The sequence below is a fragment of the Streptomyces caniferus genome (genome assembly GCF_009811555.1).
GTDB classification, from domain to species: Bacteria; Actinomycetota; Actinomycetes; order Streptomycetales; family Streptomycetaceae; genus Streptomyces; species Streptomyces caniferus.
Map to the genome: position 1 here is coordinate 394440 of NZ_BLIN01000002.1, position 23738 is coordinate 418177.

General features: G+C 73.1%; 23 protein-coding genes, 1 pseudogene and 1 riboswitch. Of the genes and pseudogenes, 11 read left to right on the forward strand and 13 right to left on the reverse strand.

Annotated elements, in window-relative coordinates; genetic code table 11:
- Positions 1-363 precede the first annotated feature (363 nt).
- The 3 genes from Scani_RS03570 to Scani_RS03580 form a co-directional block, all read right to left on the reverse strand.
- The gene (locus Scani_RS03570; protein ID WP_159469925.1) at positions 364-1164 is read right to left on the reverse strand and encodes an enhanced serine sensitivity protein SseB C-terminal domain-containing protein; all 801 of its coding nucleotides are present in this window, start codon (positions 1162-1164) and stop codon (positions 364-366) included.
- Between the two features lie 61 nt (positions 1165-1225).
- Complete coding sequence (locus Scani_RS03575) at positions 1226-2023, reverse strand: enhanced serine sensitivity protein SseB (RefSeq protein WP_159469927.1); 798 nt, start codon at positions 2021-2023, stop codon at positions 1226-1228.
- A 92-nt stretch (positions 2024-2115) separates the two neighbouring features.
- The gene (locus Scani_RS03580; RefSeq protein WP_159469929.1) at positions 2116-2841 is read right to left on the reverse strand and encodes an AAA family ATPase; all 726 of its coding nucleotides are present in this window, start codon (positions 2839-2841) and stop codon (positions 2116-2118) included.
- A 220-nt stretch (positions 2842-3061) separates the two neighbouring features.
- Positions 3062-3157: riboswitch (glycine riboswitch) on the forward strand.
- Between the two features lie 151 nt (positions 3158-3308).
- Between Scani_RS03580 and gcvT the strand changes: the two genes are divergently transcribed.
- The 4 genes from gcvT (at position 3309) to Scani_RS03600 (ending at position 8157) form a co-directional block, all read left to right on the forward strand.
- Positions 3309-4436 carry a glycine cleavage system aminomethyltransferase GcvT gene (gene gcvT, locus Scani_RS03585; RefSeq protein ID WP_159469931.1) on the forward strand — a complete coding sequence of 376 codons (1128 nt, stop codon included), beginning with the start codon at positions 3309-3311 and terminating at the stop codon, positions 4434-4436.
- A 125-nt stretch (positions 4437-4561) separates the two neighbouring features.
- Positions 4562-4939 (forward strand): glycine cleavage system protein GcvH, encoded by a 378-nt coding sequence (gene gcvH / locus Scani_RS03590; RefSeq protein WP_159469933.1) that lies wholly within the window; start codon positions 4562-4564, stop codon positions 4937-4939.
- Positions 4940-5047: 108 nt separating this feature from the next.
- Entirely contained in the window at positions 5048-6307 is a 1260-nt protein-coding gene (glyA, locus tag Scani_RS03595) for a serine hydroxymethyltransferase (protein ID WP_159469935.1), read from the forward strand.
- A gap of 464 nt (positions 6308-6771) precedes the next feature.
- The gene (locus Scani_RS03600; protein ID WP_159469937.1) at positions 6772-8157 is read left to right on the forward strand and encodes an L-serine ammonia-lyase; all 1386 of its coding nucleotides are present in this window, start codon (positions 6772-6774) and stop codon (positions 8155-8157) included.
- Positions 8158-8197: 40 nt separating this feature from the next.
- On the opposite strand, the gene Scani_RS03605 is transcribed toward Scani_RS03600, so the two are convergent.
- The 4 genes and pseudogenes from Scani_RS03605 to Scani_RS03620 form a co-directional block, all read right to left on the reverse strand.
- Positions 8198-8506, reverse strand: coding sequence for a hypothetical protein (locus Scani_RS03605; RefSeq protein WP_159469939.1), 309 nt, complete (start codon positions 8504-8506; stop codon positions 8198-8200).
- Positions 8507-8655: 149 nt separating this feature from the next.
- On the reverse strand, positions 8656-9423 hold the full coding sequence (locus tag Scani_RS03610) for a phosphatase PAP2 family protein (protein WP_159469941.1): 768 nt from the start codon (positions 9421-9423) through the stop codon (positions 8656-8658).
- Positions 9420-10025, reverse strand: coding sequence for a phosphatase PAP2 family protein (locus tag Scani_RS03615; protein WP_159469942.1), 606 nt, complete (start codon positions 10023-10025; stop codon positions 9420-9422). The genes Scani_RS03610 and Scani_RS03615 overlap by 4 nt, the downstream gene beginning before the upstream one ends.
- Positions 10026-10121: 96 nt before the next feature.
- A pseudogene (locus Scani_RS03620) lies at positions 10122-10846 on the reverse strand (DedA family protein).
- Positions 10847-10960: 114 nt separating this feature from the next.
- Here Scani_RS03620 and Scani_RS03625 point away from each other — a divergent pair.
- Together Scani_RS03625 and Scani_RS41645 are read left to right on the forward strand one after the other, a co-directional pair.
- Positions 10961-11389, forward strand: a complete 429-nt coding sequence (locus Scani_RS03625) for a BlaI/MecI/CopY family transcriptional regulator (RefSeq protein WP_159469945.1) — start codon at positions 10961-10963, stop codon at positions 11387-11389.
- A complete protein-coding gene (locus Scani_RS41645; protein WP_159469947.1) occupies positions 11386-12327 on the forward strand; it encodes a M56 family metallopeptidase in 942 nt (313 codons plus the stop codon). Before Scani_RS03625 ends, Scani_RS41645 begins: the two co-directional genes overlap by 4 nt.
- A gap of 592 nt (positions 12328-12919) precedes the next feature.
- Here the strand turns inward: Scani_RS41645 and Scani_RS03635 are convergent.
- Together Scani_RS03635 and Scani_RS03640 are read right to left on the reverse strand one after the other, a co-directional pair.
- The gene (locus Scani_RS03635; RefSeq protein WP_159469948.1) at positions 12920-14428 is read right to left on the reverse strand and encodes a sensor histidine kinase; all 1509 of its coding nucleotides are present in this window, start codon (positions 14426-14428) and stop codon (positions 12920-12922) included.
- Position 14429: 1 nt separating this feature from the next.
- Positions 14430-15206, reverse strand: a complete 777-nt coding sequence (locus Scani_RS03640; protein WP_159469950.1) for a response regulator transcription factor — start codon at positions 15204-15206, stop codon at positions 14430-14432.
- A 235-nt stretch (positions 15207-15441) separates the two neighbouring features.
- Between Scani_RS03640 and Scani_RS03645 the strand changes: the two genes are divergently transcribed.
- The 5 genes from Scani_RS03645 (at position 15442) to dgt (ending at position 20654) form a co-directional block, all read left to right on the forward strand.
- Positions 15442-16662 carry a glycosyltransferase family 4 protein gene (locus tag Scani_RS03645; protein ID WP_159469953.1) on the forward strand — a complete coding sequence of 407 codons (1221 nt, stop codon included), beginning with the start codon at positions 15442-15444 and terminating at the stop codon, positions 16660-16662.
- Between the two features lie 375 nt (positions 16663-17037).
- A complete protein-coding gene (locus tag Scani_RS03650; protein ID WP_159469955.1) occupies positions 17038-17592 on the forward strand; it encodes a GH25 family lysozyme in 555 nt (184 codons plus the stop codon).
- Positions 17593-17738: 146 nt separating this feature from the next.
- Complete coding sequence (gene nadE / locus Scani_RS03655; RefSeq protein ID WP_159469957.1) at positions 17739-18569, forward strand: NAD(+) synthase; 831 nt, start codon at positions 17739-17741, stop codon at positions 18567-18569.
- 268 nt (positions 18570-18837) lie between these two features.
- Complete coding sequence (locus Scani_RS03660) at positions 18838-19191, forward strand: hypothetical protein (RefSeq protein ID WP_159469959.1); 354 nt, start codon at positions 18838-18840, stop codon at positions 19189-19191.
- A 137-nt stretch (positions 19192-19328) separates the two neighbouring features.
- The gene (gene dgt, locus Scani_RS03665) at positions 19329-20654 is read left to right on the forward strand and encodes a dGTP triphosphohydrolase (protein ID WP_246295479.1); all 1326 of its coding nucleotides are present in this window, start codon (positions 19329-19331) and stop codon (positions 20652-20654) included.
- A gap of 170 nt (positions 20655-20824) precedes the next feature.
- Here dgt and Scani_RS03670 read toward each other — a convergent pair whose 3' ends face one another.
- The 4 genes from Scani_RS03670 to Scani_RS03685 form a co-directional block, all read right to left on the reverse strand.
- Positions 20825-21727: a cytochrome c biogenesis CcdA family protein gene (locus tag Scani_RS03670; RefSeq protein ID WP_159469961.1), complete on the reverse strand. Its 903-nt coding sequence runs from the start codon at positions 21725-21727 to the stop codon at positions 20825-20827.
- Positions 21724-22509: a DsbA family protein gene (locus Scani_RS03675; RefSeq protein ID WP_159469963.1), complete on the reverse strand. Its 786-nt coding sequence runs from the start codon at positions 22507-22509 to the stop codon at positions 21724-21726. Before Scani_RS03675 ends, Scani_RS03670 begins: the two co-directional genes overlap by 4 nt.
- Before the next feature lie 57 nt (positions 22510-22566).
- Positions 22567-23040, reverse strand: coding sequence for a hypothetical protein (locus tag Scani_RS03680; RefSeq protein WP_159469965.1), 474 nt, complete (start codon positions 23038-23040; stop codon positions 22567-22569).
- A gap of 134 nt (positions 23041-23174) precedes the next feature.
- Positions 23175-23714, reverse strand: coding sequence for an ATP-binding protein (locus tag Scani_RS03685; RefSeq protein WP_159469967.1), 540 nt, complete (start codon positions 23712-23714; stop codon positions 23175-23177).
- Between the last annotated feature and the right edge of the window lie 24 nt (positions 23715-23738).

Here is a 23738-nt window from a genome sequence, read left to right on the forward strand (position 1 = left end):
GCCGCGGATCGCGGCCTGATTCACATCACTGGTGCAAGTTCGGTGCAAGTCCTGCGGGCATCGCGGAAGTTCGCACCATGGAAGACCAGAGGCTCACGCGACGCCATACGGGATGACGCTCGTACAAAGGACCGAGGCCCTGTTGTTTCCGGAGTCTTCATCCCTTTCTCGATCAGTCACCAGTCCTGACGGGGAATGGATGCGCAACTGTGATGTGCTCCACGACGTTCCGTTATACGGACAACAGTTCGGGCTGAGCGGAGCGATCACCCGCGGGAGAGAGCCTCAACCGCGGGGCATGCAGGGTGAATTCGCCATAAGACCGGCGCCCGGCCGGCACTCCCGGGCGTCGGAGACGGGCTGTCAGTAAGGGCGCGGGTAGCCGTAGCCGTACGACGGTGCGGGAGCCGGCTGCCCCTGCGGCTGGAGGTAGCCGTCACGGTCGAAGAAGGGGCGCGCGGAGGCCCGCATCCACATGCCGACCGGGTCGTACTCGTCGTTCATCGCGACCGTGGAGACGGGCAGACCGTCCGGAACGGCACCGATCGACTGTTGGATCATCAACCGCACCGAATCCACCGCTTGTTGGCCGGTGTCGTACAGATCCAGACCGATCGCCAGATAAGGGGCGCCGAGCGCCGGCTGCACCCAGGCCCGGCGCAGCGACCGCACGGCGGGCGTCCGGTGGGCGTTCTGGGCGAGCAGCGCATAGAACTGCGGGATGTCGATGACCGGTTCGGAGATCCGCAGCGGACCGGCGGGCAGCCGGTCCAGACCTCCGGCGATACGGCGCAGGTCCAGCCACGGGATGCCGACGCCGCCACCGGGGGCGTGCGGGTTCAGCCACAGGCCCCAGCGGTCGGGGAAGAGTGCGGCGGCGATCTCCGGACCGGTGACGATCTCGTGGTCGCGGTTCCAGCCGGAGGCGGCGAGTTCGGGCGCCGAGGTCACGCACGGCGCATAGCCGAGGCCCTCGACCTCCATGTTTCCGTACTGCGCATCGGGCATACCGGCCCGGCCGTGCCACAGCAGCATCCAGACCTGGCCCGCGGCGAGCGCGTGCAGCAGTGCCTCATAGGCGTCGTAACGGCCGGGCGAGACCTGCTGGAGCAACTGCTCCAGCGCTCCGGCCGCCGCCGGCCCCTGATGCGCACCCGCGCTCACGTGGTCCGTCCCTTCTGTCAGCAGGGCACGTGTGGGTGCGCCCGCCCGTCATCCATCCAGCTTACGAGTGGTCCCGGGAGTAGAAGGGCCGCACGCGCTCCAGCATCCAGTCGGCGACCGGGTCGCCCTGGGCGAGGTCGAGCATGACGAGCTGTACGGACCAGGGCAGCGGTACTGCACCGAGCGCACGTCCGAGGGCTGACAGTACCGCCTCGCGGGCAGTGCCGTCGTACAGAGCCGCGGGGTCGGCCGCGACCTGAACACCGATGAACAGCGCGGGCGTGTCGCCCTCGACACTTGCCAGGGCACGCCGGGCAGTCAGGACAATTCCGGCGGCGGAGAACTCCAGCCCGGCCGCGGCCAGGAAATCCACCGGTTCGTCCTGCCAGTCCGGCTCGAAGAGCCGCACCCGGCCACCGCTGGGCAGACCGGCCGGCTCATGACGCTGCTCGCGGCACAGTTCGGCCACCGCGGGCGGCGGCAGCGGGACACCGATCACGCCGTCGGGGTTGACCGCGATGCCGATGTGCGGCGGCAGCCCGCGGGCGAACTCCCGGGCCGGGGCGACCGTGAAGGACATATGCGTGCCGACCACCCGCAGGAACTCCTGCTCGGAGGTGTAGACCGGGACATAGGCCGCACCGTCGAGCTCGACGGTCGGCAGATCGAGGCCGCGGGCACCGGGGCCCGCGCTGTCCGGGCCGCCGCCGTTGGGCAGCGGCACCCACACCCGGCTGCGGCCCAGTACCTCGACGATCCGGCCACCGGCGCCCGGGTGCCCGACCGAAGCGGCCAGCACCTCTTCGAGCTCGTTCGCCGGCCACGCCAGCTGCGGTATCCCCTGCTCCGGCAATGTCATGTGTATCCACCCGTTCCAAACCGCGCCATCTGGCCAAAGACCCTAGACGAGAAGGCGCGCCGGGGGACCTGCGGGGCAGGATGTCCGTCCGCTCAGTCGAAGCCGACCGTCTCCAGGGCGCTCGCCGCGCGCCGGTCGAGCAGGACGGCCGAGCCGAACCCCTTCGGCAGCCGGGCCGATTCCGCCGCGCCGACCAGCCGGCCCACCGCCCCGCGGTGGCGCGCGAAGGCGTACCCCGACACCCCGCGCCCACGCGATTCCTGGCCGGACAGCGCCACCTCGGGCGTCACGTCGAGCAGCACCAGATGCAGCCCCCGCCCGCCGCGCACCGCCGACCGCGCGATCCAGCCGCGCACCCAGGCCAGGGTGCCGCAGTCGTGCACCACCACGCTGTCGCCGGAGCGCAGCGCACGGGCGAGCGTCAGATAGTGGGCGGCCCGGACCAGCGGGCGGTAGAGGGCGTACGGCAGCCGGCGCAGTCTGCCGTGCTCCCAGCGCTCGCGCGCGTCCTGCGAATCGATGCGGTGCACCGCGGCGCCGTGCGCGTCCAGCGGCGGCACGACACGGTGCATGAGGGTGCTCTTGCCGCTGCCCGGCAGGCCGGAGACCACCACCAGGTCGCCGGCCGGGAACCGCAGCTCGGCGGCGCTCCGCGCCCGCCGCCCGCCGCGGAGGTCCACGATCTCGGCGCCGTGCCCCGGCCGGACGACGGGCCGCGGCGCCCGGCCGGGGCGGGACACCACGGCGGGCGGTGCCGCCGGCCCGACGGCCGGAGGCACGACGCCGGAAGTGGCCCCGAATGCCGCTTCGCTGTGCACGCGATCGTCCTCCCCGTCCGGTTCTGCTCCGGTTCGAGTCCGTCCCCTACCCGCAGAGTGTCAAGAAAAGGTAATGCCCATCAAGGCGAACGCCGGATCTGCCCACGTCGTGGGCGGGGCGCCGACCAGGTCTCCTGTATCCGGCGATCCCGTGCAATGATGTGGCCGCCACGTGCACATCACAGCTCACCCGTGCACCGCCAACTCCATACCGGCCGCTTGAACCCGCGCGGGAGAGTCCCCGGCCGCCATGGCGGGGCGCCGAAGGAGCAAGTCCTCCCTTGAATCTCTCAGGCCCCTATACCGCGCGGGCTAGGCAGATCTGAAAAGCGAGTCACCGCCCGGTCGACGGAGTGGCTCCACCCAAGGTGCAAACCGGGTCCGTTCGCGGGATCCCGGTGAACCTCTCAGGTTCCGATGACAGATGGGGAGAACGTCCTCTCACCCATGCCTGGGAGCCCAGAACCATGACTGATGCCCCCCGCCGCACCGCGCTGGATGCCACCCATCGCGCGCTCGGCGCCACCATGACCGACTTCGCCGGCTGGGACATGCCGCTGCGCTACAGCAGCGAGCGCGACGAGCACGTCGCCGTCCGCACCCGCGCCGGCCTCTTCGACCTCTCCCACATGGGCGAGATCACCGTCACCGGCCCGCAGGCCGCCGACCTCCTCGACTATGCGCTGGTGGGCAACATCGGCGGCGTCAAGACGGGCCGCGCGCGCTACACCATGATCTGTGAGGCCGAGGGCGGCATCCTCGACGACCTGATCGTCTACCGCCTCGCCGACCAGGAGTACATGGTCGTCGCCAACGCCTCCAACGCCCAGGTGGTGCTGGACGCGCTGACCGCACGGGCGGGCGGCTTCGACGCCGCGATCCGCGACGACCGGGACGCCTACGCACTGCTCGCGGTGCAGGGCCCGGAGTCCCCCGGCATCCTCAAGGCGCTGACGGACGCCGATCTGGACGGCCTCAAGTACTACGCGGGTCTGCCCGGCACGGTCGCCGGTGTCGAGGCGCTGATCGCCCGTACCGGATACACCGGGGAGGACGGCTTCGAGCTGTTCGTCCGGCCGGCCGACGCGGTCGCCCTCTGGGAGGCGCTGACCGAGGCCGGCAAGGACACCGGGCTGGTGCCCTGCGGTCTCTCCTGCCGCGACACCCTGCGCCTGGAGGCGGGCATGCCGCTGTACGGGCATGAGCTGACCACCGCGACCACGCCGTTCGACGCGGGCCTGGGCCGGGTCGTGAAGTTCGAGAAGACGACCAACGACGGCGACTTCGTCGGCCGTGCCGCGCTGGCGGCGGCCGCCGAGCGCGCCGAGGCGAACCCGCCGCGCAAGCTGGTCGGTCTGATCGCGGGGGGCCGCCGGGTCCCGCGCGCCGGCTACCCGGTCGTCACGGCCGACGGCACGGTCATCGGCGAGGTCACCTCCGGGGCGCCGTCCCCGACGCTGGGCAAGCCGATCGCCATCGCCTATGTCGAGGCGGCCTACGCCACACCGGGCACCGAGGGTGTCTGCGTGGACATCCGTGGAAGCCATGAGCCGTACGAGGTCATCGCTCTGCCGTTCTACAAGCGGCAGAAGTAAGGGTTCCTCCGCGGCAGTCCCGGCAGCGGCGCGCGCCCGCGCGTCCCCGTGCAAGAACCTCCCCCCGGCTCCGCCAGGGGCGACCCCCTTCACGATCACACCCTCGCGTACAGGAGAATCGAGCCATGAGCAACCCCCAGCAGCTGCGCTACAGCAAGGAGCACGAGTGGCTGTCGGGCGCCGAGGAAGGCGTCTCGACGGTCGGCATCACCGAGCACGCGGCCAACGCGCTCGGCGACGTCGTCTACGTGCAGCTCCCCGAGGTCGGTGCCACCGTCGCGGCGGGCGAGACCTGCGGCGAGCTGGAGTCGACCAAGTCGGTCAGCGATCTCTACTCGCCCGTCGACGGTGAGATCGCCGAGATCAACGAGGACGTCGTCAACGACCCCTCGCTGGTGAACTCCGCCCCGTTCGAGGGCGGATGGCTGTTCAAGGTGAAGATCAGCGGTGAGCCGGGCGAGCTGCTCTCGGCCGACGAGTACGCCGCCTTCATCACCGGCTGAACCGTCCGGACCGACCGGCTTCCCCGACCGCCACGGCTCGCCGGGAAGCTCCCCCGGACTCCGTCCGGGGGACCCCCATCGCGCCCCCCGACTCCCCAGGAAAGACTCATGTCGCTTCTGAACAGCTCCCTCCATGAGCTCGACCCCGATGTCGCCGCCGCCGTCGACGCCGAACTCCACCGCCAGCAGTCCACCCTCGAAATGATCGCGTCGGAGAACTTCGCCCCCGTCGCCGTCATGGAGGCCCAGGGCTCCGTCCTCACCAACAAGTACGCCGAGGGCTACCCCGGCCGCCGCTATTACGGCGGCTGCGAGCACGTCGACGTGGTCGAGCAGATCGCCATCGACCGCATCAAGGCGCTCTTCGGCGCCGAGGCCGCCAACGTGCAGCCGCACTCCGGCGCGCAGGCCAACGCCGCCGCCATGTTCGCGCTCATCAAGCCGGGCGACACCATCCTGGGTCTCAACCTCGCCCACGGCGGGCACCTGACCCATGGCATGAAGATCAACTTCAGCGGCAAGCTCTACAACGTGGTGCCCTACCACGTCGACGAGAAGACCAACCTCGTCGACATGGAAGAGGTCGAGCGCCTCGCCAAGGAGCACCGCCCCAAGCTGATCGTCGCCGGCTGGTCCGCCTACCCGCGCCGCCTCGACTTCGCCGCCTTCCGCCGCATCGCCGACGAGGTCGGCGCGTACCTCATGGTCGACATGGCGCACTTCGCCGGCCTGGTCGCCGCGGGCCTGCACCCCAACCCGGTGCCGCACGCCCACGTGGTGACCACCACCACCCACAAGACCCTGGGCGGCCCCCGCGGCGGCGTGATCCTGTCCACCCAGGAGCTCGCCAAGAAGATCAACTCCGCGGTCTTCCCCGGCCAGCAGGGCGGCCCCCTCGAGCACGTCATCGCCGCCAAGGCCGTCTCCTTCAAGGTCGCCGCCTCCGACGACTTCAAGGAGCGCCAGCAGCGCACCCTGGACGGCGCCCGCATCCTCGCCGAGCGGCTGGTGCGCGACGACGTCAAGCAGCACGGTGTCTCCGTGCTGTCCGGCGGCACCGACGTCCACCTCGTCCTCGTCGACCTGCGCGACAGCGAGCTCGACGGCCAGCAGGCCGAGGACCGCCTCCACGAGGTCGGCATCACGGTCAACCGCAACGCCATCCCCAACGACCCGCGGCCGCCGATGGTGACCTCGGGCCTGCGGATCGGCACCCCGGCGCTGGCCACCCGCGGCTTCCAGGCCGAGGACTTCAGCGAGGTCGCCGACATCATCGCCGAGGCCCTCAAGCCCGCCTACGACGCCGAAGCCCTCAAGGCCCGCGTCACCGCGCTCGCCGAGAAGTTCCCGCTGTACCCGTCCCTGTGACGCGTCTCATGCACTGAGCCCGCTGCCCGCCGGTGACCGGCGGGCGGAGGGTGCACGAGCGGTGGGCCCGGGGCGGATCGCCCCGGGCCCGCGGCCCGTATGCCCGCTTTTCTCCCCTCTTCCGCGCCCGCGCGGCCCGCTCCGGTGATTCCTCGGCGTGCATGGCCGGGGCGGCGCAGGGCAGCCGTCCTTCCACGGGGCGGCAAGTTCCGGGCCGGGCCCGATCCGGCGGATCAGGGCCGGGCGGACCGCCTCGGGCGGGCCGGGACCCGTGCGCGGCCCGGCGGCCCGGCGACCGCGTGTGCACCACGACACCGACCGTTACCCCCGGCGACGGGAACCCGACAGTTTCCGTCCGGCAGCACCGGGCCGGGGCCGCGTTACGCTCGACCAACGGCGCAGAAACGTACCTCTCGCACCATTGCTCCACCGTCCACCACGAGCAGACAAGGGAGTCCGCCCCCGTGGCCATCTCCGTCTTCGACCTCTTCTCCATCGGCATCGGCCCCTCCAGCTCCCACACCGTCGGCCCGATGCGCGCCGCCCGGATGTTCGTCGGACGCCTCAAGAAGGACGGTCTGCTCGCCCAGACGGTCACGGTGCGCGCCGAGCTGTTCGGCTCGCTGGGCGCCACCGGCCACGGCCACGGCACCCCCAAGGCCGTCCTCCTCGGCCTGGAGGGCCACTCCCCGCGCACCGTCGACGTCGAGTCCGCCGACGCCGAGGTCGAGCGCATCCGGCAGACCAAGCGTCTGCGACTGCTCGGCGCGGAGATAGGCGCCGCCCACGAGATCGACTTCGACGAGTCGGCCGAGCTGATCCTGCACCGGCGCCGGGCCCTGCCCTACCACGCCAACGGCATGACCCTCTTCGCCTACGACGCCGCCGGCGCCCCCCTGCTGGAGAAGACCTACTACTCGGTCGGCGGCGGCTTCGTCGTGGACGAGGACGCGGTCGCCGGCGAGAACCCGATCGTGCCGGACGACACCGCCCTGACCCACCCCTTCCGCACCGGCGACGAACTGCTGCGGCTGTCCCAGCAGACCGGCCTGTCCATCTCCGCCCTCATGCTGGAGAACGAGAAGGCCTGGCGCACCGAGGACGAGATCCGCGCGGGTCTGCTGGAGATCTGGCACGTCATGCAGGCCTGCGTCACCCGCGGCATGTCCCGTGAGGGGATCCTGCCCGGCGGTCTGAAGGTGCGGCGCCGGGCCGCCAACGCCGCCCGCGCCCTGCGCTCCGAGGGCGACGCGGCGGCCCGCGCGATGGAGTGGACCACCCTCTACGCCATGGCCGTCAACGAGGAGAACGCGGCCGGCGGCCGGGTGGTGACCGCCCCGACGAACGGCGCCGCCGGCATCATCCCGGCCGTCCTGCACTACTACGTCAACTTCGTGCCGGGCGCCGACGAGGACGGCGTCGTCCGCTTCCTGCTCGCGGCCGGCGCCATCGGCATGCTCTTCAAGGAGAACGCCTCCATCTCCGGCGCCGAGGTCGGCTGCCAGGGCGAGGTCGGCTCCGCCTGCTCCATGGCCGCCGGCGGTCTCGCCGAGGTCCTCGGCGGCTCCTCCGAGCAGGTCGAGAACGCCGCGGAGATCGGCATGGAGCACAACCTCGGCCTGACCTGCGACCCCGTCGGCGGCCTCGTCCAGATCCCGTGCATCGAGCGCAACGGCATGGCCGCCGTCAAGGCCGTCACCGCCGCCCGCATGGCCCTGCGCGGCGACGGCCGCCACCATGTGTCCCTCGACAAGGTCATCAAGACCATGAAGGACACCGGCGCCGACATGAGCGTCAAGTACAAGGAGACCGCCCGCGGCGGCCTCGCGGTGAACATCATCGAGTGCTGAGCGCCCGGTGGACCGGCCGTCCGCCGGTCCACCGGCCGCCCTATCTGCCGATCTCCCAGGCGAAGGGCGGGAGTTCGCGGGCCCGGGAGTAGACGTCCAGGGCCCGGCTCGTGGGGACGAAGGGGTGGACCCGGGCGCCTTCGAGGCCGGCCAGCAGGCGGGCGCAGTGGTGGACGCAGCCGGCGACCTCCCTGCCCTGGCGGTCGACGATGGTGGCGGCTTCCCGGGGGCCCTCGCACGGGGTGGGGTCCTTGGCGGCGGCGGCCTGGCAGCGGCCGTGCGGGGCGGCGGACGCGGCGGTCCCGTCGGCCGACGGGCGCGGCGGGGAGGCGTCGAGCGGCTGGTTCATCGGTGTGTCCCCCTGGCGGTGCGGCGGTACGTGCCGTGAGCGGCGCCGTGACGGCATCGCCTCCGCCGTCCCGGCACCCAGGACAGTGCTGCTCGGCGCGGGTGGCGTCCATGCGGCCTTGGGGAAGATCTGGTCCGATCGTCAGCTCTTCATGGGAATGCCCGTGACGAGGGGCTTGTACCGGGCCGGATGAGGCGGTCACGGCGCGGGAGGGCGAACGGCTCCAGGAGCAGTGCGAGGGCGAGCAGGACGGCCGCCAGCAGCCAGCCGCCCAGGACATCGCCCGGCCAGTGGACCCCCAGGTAGACGCGGGTGAGGCCGACTCCGACGGCCCACAGGGCGAGCACCACGCACCAGGTACGGGCCACGGCGGGGCGGGCGCGCCGGGCGATGCCCCAGGCGAGGAGGCCGGCCGCCAGCGCGGAGGTGGTGGCATGGCCGGAGGGGAACGCGTAGCCGGAGGCGTGCCCGGCCCAGTCGGCGGCCGGCGGGCGGGGGCGGGCGAGCAGTTCCATCAGTCCGTAGCGGATCGCCTGGCCGACGGCGAGGGCGGCGACGGCGCAGAGCACCGCGCGCAGCCGGCCCGCCGCACCGCGGCCGGCCAGCAGACCGGCGAGCACCGCCAGCAGATAGGGCACCGGACCGCTGCCGGTGGCGGTCAGCGCACGGGCCAGGGAGCGCAGCGGCTCCCCGTGGTGGGCCGTGGACCAGCGGAGGGCGGCCCGTTCGGGGGCGAGCGGGGTGCCATGGCGTACGGACACGGTGAGCGTCACGGCGGTGAAGAGCGCGGCGCAGACGGCGGCGAAGACCAGCAGCGGGACGGCGCCGGGACGCCGCGGACCGGCGGGCGGGACCGGCTCCGCGTCCGGCCGCGGCGGCCGCGGTTCCGGCCCCGGTTCCGGTCCGGGCGCCGTCACCGCGCGGCCACCAGGGGGCGCAGCCGGGAGGCCCGGATCCGGTCGACGGCGGGGGCCGCGCGGCGGGCGAGCGGGGTGAGCGCCCCCGCCACGAGGGAGCCGGCGGCCAGGCCGGCGGCGACGTCGTGCGGGTAGTGCGCGCCGACCCAGACGCGGGAGGCGGCCATCAGGAGCGCGGCCGGGACGGCGATCCGGCCCAGCCGCCGGTCGCACAGCAGCAGGGCGACCGCGGCCGCCGCGGCGATGGTGGCGTGGTTGCTGGGGAAGGACCAGTCACCGGGCCCGGGGCAGGCCTCGACGGTGACGGCATGGAGCGTCCGGCAGGGCCGCTGTTCGTCGAAGAAGGTCTTGACGAGGTCGTCGGCGAGGAAGGCGGTGACCACGACGACGGGGGCGGCCAGCGCCAGTGCCATGGTGCGGGAGGCGCCGTTCCGGGCCCGCCACCAGCCGAGCAGCATCAGGACGGCGAAGAGGGCGAGCCCGTAGTCGGTCCAGTAGGTGATGAGGGTGTTCAGGCCGTGCGGAACGTGCTGGGCGAGCGCGGTGATCCACAGGTACGGGCCGCCGTCGATCGAGGCTCCCCCGAAGGCGAGGTGGTGCACGAGGGTCTCCTTGGCGGCTCGGGGTGCGGTGGGGTGGTGCGGAGGGGGCGGACGGCCGGGGGGCCGGGCGCCGGGGCGGCGTGGGGGCCGGGTGGTTCAGGCGCCGGGCGGCGGTGTGGGACCGGGCGTCCCTTCCGGGCGCCTGCGGGCACGGAGCAGTTCGACGGCGAGCGGGGCCGGCGACACCAGCACCACCAGGGCGACCAGCGGCAGCAGATAGCGGTCGACGTTCGGTACGGACGCCCCCAGGGCGTATCCGGCGAGGGTCAGGCCGAGCGTCCAGAGCAGGCCGCCGGCGATCTGCCAGAGGGCGAAGGTGCGGGCGGGCACGCCCAGGGCGCCGGCCAGCGGGTTCAGCACGGTGCGCACGACGGGGACGAAGCGGGCGAGGACGATCGCCTTGGCGTGGCCGTAGCGGGCGAGGAACCCTCCCCCAGCCTCCGGCCGGGAGGTGCCCCCACGGCGCGGGCGGCGCCCTCGTGCAGCCGGCGGGCGCGGCTGCGGACCAGCAGGGCGCGGCCGCCGCGCCGGCCGATCCAGTAGCCGGTCTGGGAGCCGGCGAGGGTACCGACGGCGGCGGCCGTGAGCACCTGCGGCAGCGCGAGGTGGACGGCGCCGGTGGTGCCCGGGGCGCACAGCAGTCCGGCGGTGAACAGCAGCGAGTCGCCGGGCAGGAAGAAGCCGATCAGCAGCCCGGTCTCGGCGAACAGCACGACGGCGATGCCCAGGGCGCCGAACGCGGCCAGCAGGGATCCGGCGTCGAGCACGTTCACGGCCTGGACCATCGCTGTCACCTGCGAAGATGCGGCGGCTGCAGACATGTCGGCGGCCCCTCCCATAATGGGTTGCGGGCCTGCCCTCCGGCCGGCCCGACCGACTACAGTCACGTAGACGGTCTACGTGACTGTAGACGACGAAGTGGTGAAGGGCGTTCCATGTCGGAGACATCACCCGTGCAGCGGCGCCCGGCCGGTGAGCTGGAGGCGAGCGTGCTCGCGGCGCTCTGGGCGGCCGAGGGGCCGCTGAGCCCCGCCGAGGTACAGGGCGCGCTGGGCGGCCGGCTCGCGCGGACCACCGTCACCACGATCCTCACCCGGCTGCACGACAAGGGTGCGGTCTCCCGCTCCCGGGCCGGCCGCGGTTTCGTGTACTCCCCCATACAGGACTCCGCGGGGCTGACCGCCCGGCGGATGCGGAGCGAACTCGACAAGCAGGACGACCGCGGCACCGCGCTCGCCCGCTTCGTCTCCCAGCTGACCAGCGAGGACGAACAGCTGCTGCGGTCCCTGCTGGAGGGCGCGGACGGCGCCCCCGAGGGTCCGGGAGCCGGCCCGCAGGACGACCCCGGAACCGCCCAGCCATGATCTTCGCCGTCTGGATCCCCCTCCTGATGCCGCTGCTCGCGGTGCCGGCCGCCCGCCGCCTGGCGGAGTCGCTGCCGCCGCGCGCCGCAGCCTGGCTGCTGACCGGCTGCGCGGTCGCGCTCGCCGGCTGTACGACCGCGGCGCTCGGTCTGCTGCTGACCGCCGGGGCGCTCCGGCTGCCTCCGGTCGCCGCCCTGGGCCACCTCTCCCTGCCGCTGCTGGGCGACGATCCGGCGCTGTCGGTCCCCGCGGCCGGTGTCGCCGCCGGTCTGCTCACCGCCTGCGCGCTCGCCGCCGCCCACCGCGCCCGACGCCACCACGTCGAGCTGCGCACCGCCCGGCTCGCCACGGGCTCCCACCCCGCCACCGGCGACCTGTGCGTCCTGCCGGACTCCGCGCCCGACGCCTACGCCCTGCCGGGCCGGCCGGGCCGAGTGGTGGTCACGGCCGGAATGCTGCGGGCCCTGCCCCCGGACGAGCGGGAGGCGCTGTTCGCCCATGAGCGGGCCCATCTCGCGGGCCGGCACCATCTCTTCCTGCTCACGGTCGCGCTCGCCGCGGTCTGCCACCCGCTGCTCCGGTCCCTGCGCGCACCCCTGGCCTACGCCCTGGAGCGCTGGGCCGACGAATCCGCCGCGTCCCGGGTGGGCGACCGCCGCGTCACGGCCCGCGCCATCGGCCGCGCCGCGCTGGCCGCCCGCCCCGCCGCGGCCTCGCCCCGCCCCCGCACCGTCCTCGCCGCGACAACCGGCCCGGTACCCCGCCGCGTCGCCGCCCTGCTGGCCCCCGAACCCGCCCCGGCCCCTCCCCTGCGCACCGCCGCCCTCGCCCGCCGCCTGATCGCCACGGCCCTGCTCGCCTGCGTCACCTTCTCCGCGGCCGCCGCGTTGGATGCGGCGGCCGATCTGCACGAGATGGTGGAGGTTGCGCAAGGGTAGGGGTTTCCCACGTTTTTGGCTTTCCCGCCGTGGTTGTTACTCGCCGTTTATCGCCCGCTGCGCGGTGCGCGCGCCGTTGCGCCTGCGGCGGGCGGGGTCCGCTGCGCGGGGCTGTGGGTGCGGTGACGGACCTCCGGGGCAGGGGTGTGGGACTGCTTCGCTTTACGTCCCACACCCCTGCCCCTCCGGCCCGTCCCCTCCCGTGGGGGAATGAAGTGACGGTGAGTGGGGGCGGGCCACCCATCACCGCTTCTCTGCAGCCCACGAGCCGCACCGGACCCGTCACGATGACCCCCACCTGCCCTTTCCCCCTCCCACCCACGGGAGGGGACGGGTCGGAGCGGGTGGGGGTGTCCGGACGTAAAGCGAAGCAGTCCGGACACCCCCACCCGCGCAGGCCCGTCACCGCACCCCGACAGCCCCGCGCAGCGGCCCCGCCCGCCGCAGGCGCAACGACGACAAACCCCCCACGTCGAGACCGGCAAAGCGCAGCGGACGGGCCCGCCGCAGGCGCAACGACGAGCGCACCGCGTTAGCGGGCGACACACGGCGAGCAACAACCACGGCGGCAAAGACAAAAACGTGGGAAGCCCTACCCACGGCTCCCCGTGCCCACCGTGAAGCCCAGCGTCGCGCCGCCGCCGGGGCGCCGGGTGGCGAAGGCGTGGCCGCCGTGGGCGGTGGCGATTTCGCGGACGATGGCGAGGCCGAGGCCGGAGCCGGGCAGGCCACGGGCGGCCGCCGCCCGGTAGAAGCGGTCGAAGACCCGGGTGAGGTCGGCGTCCGCGATACCGGGGCCGCGGTCGAGGACCTCGATGCGGGCCCCGGTGACGACGACCTCGATCGGCTCCGTGCCGCCCGCGTCGAATTTGGCGGCGTTCTCCAGCAGATTGGTGAGCGCACGGTGCAGGGCCGCGGACCGGCCCTCGACCACCGCCGGGCGGAGGGTCCGTACGGTGATCTCCCGGCCGGTGCGGCGCCGGGCCGAGGCGGCCGCCTTCTCCGCGACCTCGGCGAGGTGCACCTCCGAGAGCGGGTCGTCGTCGCGCTGTCCGGCCGCCAGATCCACCAGTTCGTTGACCAGATCGCTGAGTTCACGGGCCTCGCCCGCCAGATCGGCCAGCAGCTCGTCGCGGGCGTCCGGCGGCAGTTCGTCGAACCGCTTCAGCAGCGAGATGTTCGTACGCAGCGAGGTCAGCGGGGTGCGCAGCTCATGGCCGGCGTCCTGGACGAGGCGCTGCTGGTCCTGGACGGCGCTGGCCAGCCGGCCGAGCATGTCGTCGAAGGCCCGCCCGAGCCGGGCGACCTCGTCCCGGCCCGCCACCGGGACCGGGACGTCCAGCCGTCCGTGCTCCGCCACGTTCTCGGCGACCGAGGTCAGCCGCACCAGGCGGCCGGTGATCCGGCGCGCCAGCCACCAGCCGCCCGCACCGGACAGCGCGATGACCGCGGCGGCCAGCAGGGCGGTGCGCTGCTGCAGGGCGGAGAGCAGATCCTCGGTCTCGCTGAACTTCTGCGCGACCTGCACGGCGCCCCGGCCGCCGCCGAGCGCCACGGTCGCGACGTGGTACTCCTCGTCGCCGATCTCCGCCTCCCGCTCCGCGTACCGGCCGGCGTCCCGCTCGCCGGCGATCCGGCGTTCCCCGGCACCGGCCGGGAGGGCCGGGCGCCCCGGCTCCACGATCCGGCCGCCGGCGCCCAGGATCTGCACATCGGTACGGGTGGGCCGGGTGAGGTCGTCGCGCGGTCCGTCGTGGTCGGGGTCGGGGGTCGTGTAGTCGGCGGGCAGGAACGGCTTCTCCTGGACCTGGGTGCGCAGATCCCGTACGACCTGCGAGAACACCGACCGCTCGTCGACCCGTACCAGCCGGGCCGCCGCGTCGTAGCTGAGGAACCCGACCAGGACGGTCACCGCGGCCGCCCCCGTGGCGAACGCGACCGCGAAGGCGGTGCGCAGACTGGCGGGCCTCCGGGTGCGCAGCCAGCGCGTGCGCAGCCAGGCGGCCGGCCCGCCGCCGCGCCAGGAGCCCGCCCAGGTCCGCAGCCGGGCCCGCAGCCGGCGGCCGGGCCCGGTCCCGGACCGGTCGGGGGGCCTGGGCATCTCAGTCCTCCCGCAGCACGTAACCGACGCCGCGCACCGTGTGGATCAGCGGGCGGCAGCCCGGGACATCGACCTTGCGCCGCAGGTAGCCCACGTACACCGCGAGGTTCTTCGAACCCGGACCGAAGTCGTAGCCCCAGATCCGGTCGTAGATCGTCGAATGGTCCAGGACGATCCCGGCGTTGCGGGCCAGCAGCTCCAGCAGCTCGAACTCGGTCCGGGTCAGCTCCAGCTCCCGCTCCCCGCGCCAGGCGCGGCGCGAGGGCCCGTCGATCCGCAGGTCCGCCGCCTCCACGACGCCGCTGTCCGCGATCCGGGCGTCGTACGCCTCCTCGGCCCCCTCGGCTCCCCCGGCCTCGTCCGTCGCACCGGGACCGGCGCCCGTACCGCCCTCGTCGGTCGCCGCCCCCGCCGTCGTCCGTCGCAGCAGTGCCCGCAGCCGGGCGAAGACCTCCTCGACCTCGAACGGCTTGACCACGTAGTCGTCCGCACCGGCATCCAGGCCGGCGATCCGGTCCGCGGTCTCGACCCGGGCGGTGAGCATCAGGATCGGGGTGCGGTCCTGCTCGGCCCGCAGCACCTGGCACACCTGCAGCCCGTCGATCCCCGGCATCATCACGTCCAGCAGGATCACGTCGGGCCGCTCGCGGTGCGCGGCGGCGAGCGCCTGGATGCCGTCCGCGACGGCGGTGACCTCGTACCCCTCCAGGGTCAGGGCACGCTCCAGCGCGGTGCGGATGGGACGGTCGTCCTCGGCGAGCAGTACGGAATGGGTCACCCGGCAAGTCTGCCAAGGGCCCGGAGGTGCGGCGGCGGGCGGCCGGTCCGGCGCCGGGTTTCTTACCGGGATCTCACCCGCTGTTCTTACCGGGCTCTCACCCTCGCCACGCCATCGGCTTACCCCTTACCGCCACGGTGGCCCGGTGCCGGACGGGCCGGTCGTGGCGACCGGCCGCGAGCGTACCGGCCGGTCGGACCGACTCGGCACATCTCGGGGAAGAGCACGACACCGTATGAAGATCACCCTCCTGCTGCACAACGCCTACGCCATCGGCGGCACCGTCCGCACCACCTTCAACCTCGCGGCCGCGCTCGCCGACCGGCACGATGTCGAGATCGTCTCGATGCTGCGGCACCGCGAGGTCCCGCGCTTCACCGTGGACCCCCGGGTGCGGTTGGTGCCGCTGGTGGACACCCGCGTCGGCAGCGAGGACATGGCCGATCCGCTGTTCGGTGAGCCCGCGCAGGACTTCCCGCTCGCCGAGAAGCGGCACCACCAGTACAGCCGGCTGGTCGACGTCCGGGCCGCGGAGTTCCTGCGCACCAGCGACGCGGACGTGCTGATCGGCACCCGGCCCGGCATCAATGTCTACCTGGCCCGGTTCGGCCCCCGCCGGGCCCTGCGGATCGCCCAGGAGCACCTCCGCCACGACGCCCACAGCAAGCGGCTGCGGGCCGAACTCGCCCGCCATTACCGGACGCTGGACGCCCTGGTCACCACCACCGACGCGGATGCCGCTGTCTACGGCGCGCGGATGCCGCTGCCCGGCGTGCGGGTCCTGGCCGTGCCCAACATCGTGCCCGCACCGGCCGGGCCGCCGTCCGAGGGCACCGCGAAGGTGATCGCGGCGGCCGGCCGGCTGGTCCGCGGCAAGCGCTTCGACCTGCTGATCGAGGCGTTCTCCGCGGTCTCGGCCAAGCACCCCGACTGGCGGCTGCGGATACACGGCGGCGGCACCGAGCGCGCCCGGCTCCAGGAGCTGATCGACGGGCTCGGGCTGGGCGAGCGGGCGGAGCTGACCGGGCCGCGCTCCCCGATAGAGGCGGAGTTCGCCAAGGCGTCGATCGTCGCCTCGGCCTCGGACGCGGAGTCCTTCGGCATGACCCTGGTCGAGGCGATGCGCTGCGGTGTTCCCGTCGTCAGCACCGATTGCCCGCTGGGCCCGGCCGAGATCATTCATGACGGTACGGACGGCCTGCTGGTGCCGCGCGGCGACGGCCGGGCGCTGTCCGGCGCTCTCCTCCGGCTCATCGAGGACCCGCAGCTGCGCCACACGATGGCCGAGGCCGCGCTGGAGAGCTCGCACCGCTACGACCCGGAACCGATCGCCGAGCGCTACGCACTCCTCTTCCAGGAGCTCCGGTCGACGCGCGGCCGCCGTGCCCGGCAGCGCACCCTCGGCCGTGCCCGGGCCCGCGCCCGGCGGCTGGTGCGACGGGCCCTGCGGCGCTGAAGCGGCCGCCCACGGACGGCGGGGCCGGTCCGGTCGGCGAAACCGGCCCCGCCTCAACTTGACCGCGGCACAAGGAACTTCCCGTCCACGATCTGGCGTCCCCGGTAGCAAACATGCTGAACTGCTGGAACGAGACTGCTTCGCACGCAGGAACGCCGGCTCGCGGAAATCCCGATCATCGAAATTCGATCACCAAAATCCGGTCACCGGAACGGATCACCGAAACCGGTCGCCGGAACGCAGGAACACACCGACCAGCACCCGATCAGGCAAGCCCCCAGGAACACAGGAAACGCCCGGCACCGCTGCAACGCAGTTGACACTTCGCGCAGTTGACGCTTCGAATCCGCAGGTCCGATCGGCAGGAGGCCGTTCATGCTGCATGGTGTCGATGTCAGCTCCTACAACACCTCGTATTCCGCCGAGGGGCTGGACTTCGTTTTCGTCAAGGCGACCGAGGGCCGCTCCTACATCAATCCGCACCAGTCCGCACAGGCATCAAAGGCCCGTAAAGCGGGCTGTGTGGTCGGTTTCTACCACTTCCTCTGGCCGGGGAATATCACCGCCCAGGCGAAATACTTCGTCGAGAAATGCGCATCGGTGCAAGGTGATCTCCTCGCCTGCGACTGGGAGCGCACCGGCGAGGGGACCTATGCGAGCAATGCCCAGAAGGACCAGTTCCTGGCCGCGGTGAAGAAGCTGCGCCCCACCCACCGGGTGCTGCTCTACTGCAACCGCGACTTCTGGCTCAACCACGACACCACGTCCTACGCGGCCGACGGCCTGTGGATCGCCGACTACGTCTCCGCCGGGCATCCGCGGATCAAGGCGAAGTGGCGCTTCCATCAGTACACCGACCAGCCGCTGGACAAGGATGTCGCGGACTTCTCGACCAAGGCCGCCCTCAAGAAGTGGGCCCGCCCGGCATAAGGTTTCCTACCGGCGCGCCTTTCCGCGTCCCCAGGAACCGCGCCTCCGCGGAGTGCCTCCACAGAGGGGAGCACCCTGCGTAGGCGACAGAGAAGCAGCGCGTCACCGCCACCGCGCGACGCGGCACGAGAACTAGAGGAGCAGCCGTGACCGACCCGGCGTCCAAGGCCCTGCAGCAGGAGATCGCCCGGGATCTCCAGGTGACCGCGTCCTTCGACGCCGAGCAGGAGATCGAGCGCCGGGTGGCCTTCCTCACGGAGCGGCTGACCTCCACGGGCCTGCGCTCGCTGGTCCTGGGGATCAGCGGCGGCGTCGACTCCACGACCACGGGCCGGCTCTGCCAGCTCGCCGTGGAGCGGGCCCGCGCCGCCGGGCACGAGGCGACGTTCTACGCGATGCGGCTGCCGTACGGCGTCCAGGCGGACGAGAAGGACGCCCAGCGGGCGCTGGAATTCATCCGCGCCGACCGGGAGCTGACCGTCGACATCCGCCCCGCGAGCGATGCGGCGCTGCAGGCCGCGGTGGACGGCGGGCTGGTCTTCCGCGACGCCCACCACCAGGATTTCGTCCAGGGCAACATCAAGGCGCGGCAGCGCATGATCGCGCAGTACGCGGTCGCGGGCGCCCATGACGGCCTGGTCGTGGGCACCGACCACGCCGCCGAGGCGGTCTCCGGCTTCTTCACCAAGTTCGGTGACGGCGCGGCCGATGTGGTGCCGCTCACCGGGCTGACCAAGCGCCGGGTGCGCGCGGTGTCGGCGGCGCTGGGCGCCCCCGAGGAGCTGGTGGGCAAGGTGCCCACGGCCGACCTGGAGACCCTCGACCCGGGCAAGCCGGACGAGGACGCGCTCGGCGTGAGCTACGACCAGATCGACGACTTCCTGGAGGGCAAGCCGGTCGACGCGGCCGCCGCCGAGGCCATCGTCCGCCGCTACCGCCTCACCGACCACAAGAGGGCACTGCCGATCGCTCCGTGAGGGGTTGCTTGCGGGGGGGCTTTCGCGGGGGGCGCTTTCGCGGGGGGGGTGCCCGGCGGTTCTGGCTCAGCGGCTCATGGCCCTGCGGCTCTCCCCCCGCCCCCCCCCACCCCCGAACCCACCCCCCCACCCCGTCATCGACCGGCAAGGCGACCGTCACCGTCGCGGTGCTAAATCGTGGGCGTCAGCGGGCATGCATCCGGCCATGGGAAGCCGCGAAGTGCGATCGGAAGATCAACTGTCAGTGGGTCCGCCTACGCTCCGAGGCATGGGTTACGCAAACCTGCGCGAACTCCAGACCGCGCTGACCACCGCCTCCGACCTTGCCTCGTCCCTGCAGTCCGCGCCGACCCGGCGCGATGCGGACCAGCTCGTCGACGTCCTCCGCCAGGCCCTGACCGCCGCCAGCTCGCTGGGTGCCGACAGCGGCCCGACCGGCTGCGCCATACATCCCCACGGCGCGGTCGATCCGCTGTTCGGCGACCCCGAAGATCCCCTTCCGCCGGGCTACGGAAAGTGCCTGCTCTGCAACGACCGCCGCCGCCGGGCGGACGCCCACCCGGCGCACGCCCGCCCCCATGCCCGTCCCCACCCGCGCTGGCGGCGCCGGCTGAGCGCCTAGGCGTACCGCCGAGCGCCCAGGCGTACCGCCCGTCACCGGACGTGGTGACGGGCGACGCTCCCAGGTGCCCCGCCCCCATGAGGCCCCGAAACCGACCGGCCGGGCCCCGACGTGCCGGGCGGGACTACCATCCGCGCATGCGACCTGCCACATACAGCGATGAGGACCTAGAGCAGCACTCCCTCCGGCGACGGGTGCCCGACGACGGGCAGCGGTCCGGCTTCGAGCACGACGTCGACCGGATCCTTTACTCGACCCAGTGGCGGGCGCTGGCCGGCAAGAGCCAGGTGGTGGCGAGCGCCGAGCTGGGCGCGTACCACACCCGGCTGACCCACTCCATGAAGGTCGCGCAGCTCGGGCGGCGGATGGCGGAGCGGCTGGAGCGCCGGTACGGCGGGCCGAACCCGGCGCTCGTCGAGGCGGCGTGCATGGCCCACGACATCGGCCATCCGCCCTTCGGGCACGCGGGCGAGCTGGCCCTGCGCGCCACCATGGACGAGCTGCACTTCGCGGACGGTGTGCTGGACAGCTTCGAGGGCAATGCGCAGACCCTGCGGGTGCTGACCTTCCTCGCCGCCCACAAGTACCCGGGCCACCGCGGGCTGCATCTGACCCGCGCCTGTCTGGACGCCGCCACCAAGTACCCGTGGGAGCGGGCACCTGTCGACCAGGATCCGGCGCGGCATGTGAAGTGGGGGGTCTACGTCGCCGACCGGGAGGCGTTCTCCTGGGTGCGGGCCGGCCGTACGGACACCGCCGTACCGGTCGAGGAGCAGGTCATGGACTGGGCGGACGATGTCACCTACGCCTGCCACGACGTGGAGGACTTCTACCGTACGGGCCTGATTCCGCTGGCCGCGCTGTTCCCGCCGGACGGTGCCGCGGGCGCCGACACCGAGCGGGAGATCCGCCGCTTCCTGGACTACGTCGAGGTCAAGCGGGCGCGGGAGGGCGCGGCCTTCGACCGTGCGGCGGCGCTGGTGATGATGTCGGACATCGGCAAGCGGCTGGCGGTGCCCGCCCCGTACAGCGGCAGCCATGAGGACGCGGTCGCGGTCAATCGCCGCACCGCCGATCTGATCTCGTACTTCACCCGCGGGATCGAGCTGGAGGTGGGCGGCACCGCGGCGATCCGTTACGGGGCGCGGCTGGTGATCCCTCAGGAGCGGCGGGACGCCTGCGATCTGCTCAAGGAACTGGTGTGGTGCTACGTCATCGACCGCCCCGCCCTCGCCACCCAGCAGCACGGCAAGCGGCGGGTGGTGAGCGAGCTGCTGCGCTGGTCCTATGACGCACCCGAGCTGCTGCCGCCGGACCGCGCCGAGGAGCTGGCGCTGCACGGGGACCGGCTGCGTGCCGCCGCGGACCATGTCGCGTCGCTGACCGAGGACCAGGCGCTGGCCCTGCACCGGCGGCTGTCCGGCACCGGCCTGGGGTCGGTCAACGACAACGTCTGGCTCTGAGCCCCGGAGGTCAGGAAGGCAGGAGAGCGGGAGAGCAGGGGCGGGAGGGCGGGAACCCGGTGCCGTTCCGCAAACGGCCCGGCCCCGCCCCCGGCGCGTTTCACGACGGCCCGGCCCGCCCCCGCCGGTCCCTCCCGCACCCCGCCGCCACGGGAACCGCCTCCGCGGGGCTATTCGCCCCCACCCCGCGGACGATCGGCCCCCTCCCGCGGCCGTTCCGCCCCGTCCGGCGACGGCTCCGCCCCGTCCCGCCGCTTCTTCTCCGGCCGGAGCGCGATACGGCCCAGCACCGCGGCGACGACCAGCGCGGCCACCGCGATCAGCGCGTAGTCCGGTACGGCGTTCCCGATCCGCGCCGCCCATTCCTCGGCCCGGAACTCGGCGTCCGCATCGAGGATTCCGGGCAGCGCGCTGGTCCCGTTGAAGCGCAGGAAGAGCACGCCGATGCCGATGAAGAACACCCCGGACAGCACCGAGGTGGTGTGCAGCCGCAGCTTTCCGAGGGTGAAGGCGCGGCCCCGCAGCCAGCCGCGGCTGCCGAGCTTGCACCGGTCCCACAGCAGCGCCAGCACGAACAGCGGCAGTGCCATGCCCAGCGCGTAGACGGCGAGCATCGAGGCGCCGTACACCGGTGAGCCGCTGACCGCCGTCACCGTCAGCACCGCGCCGAGAATCGGGCCCGCGCAGAAGCCGGCGAGCCCGTAGACGCAGCCGAGCAGGAAGGTGGAGACCGCCGACCGCGGGGTGATCCGCGCGGCGGCCGCCTGGGCCCGCCGGGAGGCGAAGCCCAGGCCGAGGATCTGGGCGATCCCCATCGCGATGACGACCCAGCCGCCGACGGCGATCAGCAGGTCGCGGTGGCCGTTGAACAGCCGGCTGGCCGCCGTACTGGCCGCGCCGAGCGGGACCAGCGTCGTGGCCAGCCCCAGATAGAACACCCCGGTACGGGCCACCAGCCGGCCGGGCGTCGAGAGGGAGTACGCGAAGAACGCCGGCAGCAGCAGCGCACTGCACGGGCTGAGCAGCGCCAGCGCCCCGCCCAGGAACGCCGCGAGGTAGCCGATGTCGTTCATTCCTTCGCTCCCTTGGCCGCGGGACCGTTCCCGGCCGCCCGCGCCGCGGCGTCCTTGATGCCCTGCGCGAAGACCTCGGCGGGCTGGGCGCCGGCGACCGGCCGGCCGTTGATGAGGAAGGACGGCGTGGACTGCACCCCGAGCTGGTACCCCTCGGCCTGGTCCTTCTTCAGCGCCTTCTCGGCGTCCGCGCTCTTCATGTCCGTACGGAACTTCTCGATGTCGTCCACCCCGCTGGTGCGGGCCAGCTCGACGAGCTTGTCCTCGGCGAGCGCCTTGCCCTTGCGGGTCTTGGCGTACAGCGCGTCGTGGAGCTGCCAGAACTTGCCCTGCTGTCCCGCGGCCCAGGAGGCGCGGGCGGCCCGCTCGGAGTCGGCGCCGAAGACGGTGAAGTTGCGGAACTCGATGCGCAGGGTGCCCTTGTCGACGAACTTCTTGATCAGGTCGGGCTGGGTCTCGCGGGTGAAGCGGCCGCAGAACGAGCACTGGTAGTCGGCGTATTCGACCAGGACCACCGGGGCGTCCTTCTTGCCGACGGCCAGCGGGTCGCCGTCCTCGCGCCGGCTGGTCTGCTTGGCGAGGTCGTCGAACATCTTCTGCTGTGCGGGGTCCTCCTCGCTCCCGGCGGAGGCGGCGGCCTCCGGGGAGCCGGTGCGGCCGGTGCCGGGGTCGCCCTCGACGGACTTGCCGACGGCGACCCCGATGGCGATGACGGCCACGACGAGGGCGATGACCGCGCCGATGGCGGCCAGTTTGCGGGTGGGGGAAGCGGAAACGGGCATGCGGAAGCTCCAGACGTACCGAGGGGGAATTCAGGCCGTGTGCGTCGGGGCAGCGGCCTATATCCGCAGTACGGGCAGGAGCGCGGTGCGGTCGCGGGCGGGTGCGCTGTCGGTCGGTGGCCGGGCGAGCGCGAACTGCGCGGGGAGATCCGCGGCGAGCGGCCCCGGGCCGGTGGTGGCGGGGGCGAGGGGTTCACCGCGGTGCGGCGTCGGCAGCGGGGCGGACTCGGCGGGCCCCGGGGCGTGCCGGTCCGAGCAGCGCTTGGGCGCATGGACCACGGCGACCGGGGCGTCGGGATCGAGCCGCGGGCCGTTGCCGGCAGCCGGGTGTGCCGGTGCGTTCCGGTCCGCCCGGGTGACGGCTGCCGGGGCGGCCGCTGTCGCTCCGTCGGTCCGCCATGCCGCCGCGGCCGTCGCCGCCCGGCCCGCCTGCCAGGCCTGGTCGCCGCCGATGCGGCACAGCAGCGGCCCGAAGGTGACGGCGAGGAGGAGCAGCAGCGTCAGCGTGGCCGACCGGCGCACGTGGTGCATGTTCCCTCCTCTCCGTACCTGGCGCGGGCATGAACATCCCATCCTACGGATCGTCACGGCGCGAGCGGAGCACCGACCGGTCCGCAGCGCCGTCGGGGTTCAGGGGGCCGGAGCGGGCGGGGGAGATCCGCCTGTCAGCGGTCGGCGATCCGCATCTCGAACCAGGTCGTCTTGCCGCGCGGCAGCAGATCCACGCCCCAGCGGTCGGAGAGCTTGTCGACGAGGAAGAGGCCGCGGCCGCTGGTGTCCATCTCCTGGACCGGCATGAGACAGGGCAGGCCGCGGGACGGGTCGCGCACCTCGATCCGGATCCAGCCGCGGCGGCGGAGCATCCGCAGCCCGAAGGTGCGCGCGCCGGTGTGCCGTACGGCGTTGCCGACGAGCTCGGAGACCAGCAGCACGGCGTGCTCGGCGAGCTGGGGCGTGAGGGACCACTGCTTGAGGAGTACGGCGGCGGTCAGCCGGCGGGCGATGCCGGCGGACTGGGGGCGCGAGGGCAGCCGGACCTCACCGAGGGCCGGTTCACCGACCGGGTCGAGTGCCGCGAAGACGGGTGCGCAGGGTGCCGGTGCGGTGTCCGGGTCCGGACCGGGGATGCCCCATCGTGCGGCGGCCGGATCGCTCCGCGGCCGCGGCTGCTCCATTCCTTCGAGGCCCGCCATGCCTCCCATCATGGCCGCTGCGGGACGTCCACGGGG

Coding starts and splice junctions, on each gene's coding strand:
- Scani_RS03685 (WP_159469967.1), bottom strand. CDS start 23,714: ATGATGGGAGGCATGGCGGGCCTCGAAGGAATGGAGCAGCCGCGGCCG.
- dgt (WP_246295479.1), top strand. CDS start 19,329: ATGCGACCTGCCACATACAGCGATGAGGACCTAGAGCAGCACTCCCTC.
- Scani_RS03670 (WP_159469961.1), bottom strand. CDS start 21,727: ATGAACGACATCGGCTACCTCGCGGCGTTCCTGGGCGGGGCGCTGGCG.
- gcvT (WP_159469931.1), top strand. CDS start 3,309: ATGACTGATGCCCCCCGCCGCACCGCGCTGGATGCCACCCATCGCGCG.
- Scani_RS03605 (WP_159469939.1), bottom strand. CDS start 8,506: ATGAACCAGCCGCTCGACGCCTCCCCGCCGCGCCCGTCGGCCGACGGG.
- Scani_RS03660 (WP_159469959.1), top strand. CDS start 18,838: ATGGGTTACGCAAACCTGCGCGAACTCCAGACCGCGCTGACCACCGCC.
- Scani_RS03635 (WP_159469948.1), bottom strand. CDS start 14,428: ATGCCCAGGCCCCCCGACCGGTCCGGGACCGGGCCCGGCCGCCGGCTG.
- Scani_RS03645 (WP_159469953.1), top strand. CDS start 15,442: ATGAAGATCACCCTCCTGCTGCACAACGCCTACGCCATCGGCGGCACC.
- Scani_RS03675 (WP_159469963.1), bottom strand. CDS start 22,509: ATGCCCGTTTCCGCTTCCCCCACCCGCAAACTGGCCGCCATCGGCGCG.
- Scani_RS41645 (WP_159469947.1), top strand. CDS start 11,386: ATGATCTTCGCCGTCTGGATCCCCCTCCTGATGCCGCTGCTCGCGGTG.
- gcvH (WP_159469933.1), top strand. CDS start 4,562: ATGAGCAACCCCCAGCAGCTGCGCTACAGCAAGGAGCACGAGTGGCTG.
- Scani_RS03680 (WP_159469965.1), bottom strand. CDS start 23,040: ATGCACCACGTGCGCCGGTCGGCCACGCTGACGCTGCTGCTCCTCCTC.
- Scani_RS03575 (WP_159469927.1), bottom strand. CDS start 2,023: ATGACATTGCCGGAGCAGGGGATACCGCAGCTGGCGTGGCCGGCGAAC.
- Scani_RS03650 (WP_159469955.1), top strand. CDS start 17,038: ATGCTGCATGGTGTCGATGTCAGCTCCTACAACACCTCGTATTCCGCC.
- Scani_RS03625 (WP_159469945.1), top strand. CDS start 10,961: ATGTCGGAGACATCACCCGTGCAGCGGCGCCCGGCCGGTGAGCTGGAG.
- glyA (WP_159469935.1), top strand. CDS start 5,048: ATGTCGCTTCTGAACAGCTCCCTCCATGAGCTCGACCCCGATGTCGCC.